The organism is Parasphingomonas puruogangriensis, assembly GCF_036663635.1.
Classification (GTDB): domain Bacteria; phylum Pseudomonadota; class Alphaproteobacteria; order Sphingomonadales; family Sphingomonadaceae; genus Sphingomonas.
In genome coordinates this window covers 1-1,581 of sequence record NZ_JAXOJI010000023.1, presented here as the reverse complement: position 1 = coordinate 1,581, position 1,581 = coordinate 1, and the positions used below count along the sequence as shown (strand labels likewise).

Annotated in this window: 1 protein-coding gene; it reads right to left on the bottom strand. The window is 49.8% G+C overall.

From position 1 onward, the window contains the following. Positions 1 to 136: 136 nt before the first annotated feature. Complete coding sequence (locus U1739_RS20910; protein ID WP_332710548.1) at positions 137 to 1,429, bottom strand: TonB-dependent receptor; 1,293 nt, start codon at positions 1,427 to 1,429, stop codon at positions 137 to 139. Between the last annotated feature and the right edge of the window lie 152 nt (positions 1,430 to 1,581).

Sequence of the window (1,581 nt, the reverse complement as noted above, 5' to 3'; positions counted from 1 at the left end):
GGCAAATGCAGCTAAAGGGAAAGTTGCAGCGGTTGCAGCTATCAGCAGGTATTTGCTAAAAAGATTCATATCGCGGAGCTTCCGGAAACAATAGGGCTAAACGGCGAGGCGCTTGCCCCGCCGCAACTTCGGTCTATCATAAACGGAACGTCGTTGTTACACCATATGTCCTGGGTTCCAGAATCCGAGCGTTACGATAGCTTCCAATCAAGTCACTTTCGATGATCGAGTTGGTGATGTTGTTTTTGTTGAAGATGTTTTTGACATAGCCTTCAACATTAACCGTTGCGTCGGCATTGCTGAGACGCAGCAAGGCATTGGCGATACTCCACGCCTTTATGCGGTCATTTGCTGTGTTGAATTCGCGCGCGAAGTATCGGCTCTGCCAGCTGTAATCACCACGAAGTGTCGCTGACCAACCGCTTGAACCGAGAGGCATTTTATATTCGCCACCAAGCGCAATCTTGAATTTCGGCGCGTAAGGCAGTTCGTTGCCTTTTAAAGACAGCCGGACCTCGGGCGTTTTTGTCGGTATCCCTATGCCATTCCATTGCGCAGGATTGGCCGGGTCGCTGGTTTCCTGACCGGGAGCCAGTCCGCCAAGTCTGGTGTTCAGATAAGAGGCGTTGGCGTTGAACATTAGCCCATCTGCTGGCGCCCACACAAATTCGCTCTCAAGCCCCCAGATTTTGGCGTCCGTGTTGATGGTCTGCACCGATGCGCCGCGACGCTGGCCGAGCTGCAAATTCTTATAGTCATAATAGAAGCCAGAGAAATTCGCCTGCAACGTGCCGTCAGCAAACTGGTTTTTCGATCCGATCTCATAAGCATTGATATATTCAGGATCGAAGGTGGGAAGCGCAGAACCGATCGCGTTCAACCCTCCGCCTTTGAACCCGCGGGAGAATGAGGCATATAGCAAATTATCATCGCTCAGCTTGTGATCTAGAACTACGCGTCCGGTAAATGCATCATAGCTACCGGCCAGTTCAGTATACGCAGGCAAGGATAAAAACACCGTGCGCCCGCGGGTTGACTTCTTATCCTTCGTATAGCGCAGGCCAACCGTCAATTTGGTGGCATCTGTCAGGTTATAATAAGCCTCGCCAAAAGCGGCGAATGACTTAGTGCTAGCGTCCCGCGTATCCGCGTTGAATGACCAAGCCTGCTGGGGCAGTCCACGCAGTAGCTTTGCAAATAATTCTAGCCCTGGATGATATATTTGGAACGACGCATCACCCTTGGTATTAAAGAAATTGATGCCAGCGGTAAAATAGAACGGCCCTGAAAAATTCGATACGGCTCGGAATTCTTGATAATAGGTCCGTCCCGAGGCGACGAAATTGTCTGAGGAACGCAGCTGATTGGTCGTGATCGTGGTGTCACGGTCAACGTTGTAAGTGACGGGAAAATTGAAGCGGAACGGCAAGACTGGATTATCGAAATCGGTGCGTGCCTCAGAGTTTCCCTTCGAGCTACCACCTGCAGTTTTAAAGTGGAGTTACACGATTCGCCAAATGTTCTTTTTGTTAATCTGTGGACAAATAAAGTAGGATAAATCTTTCAGAAATTTACACCGTG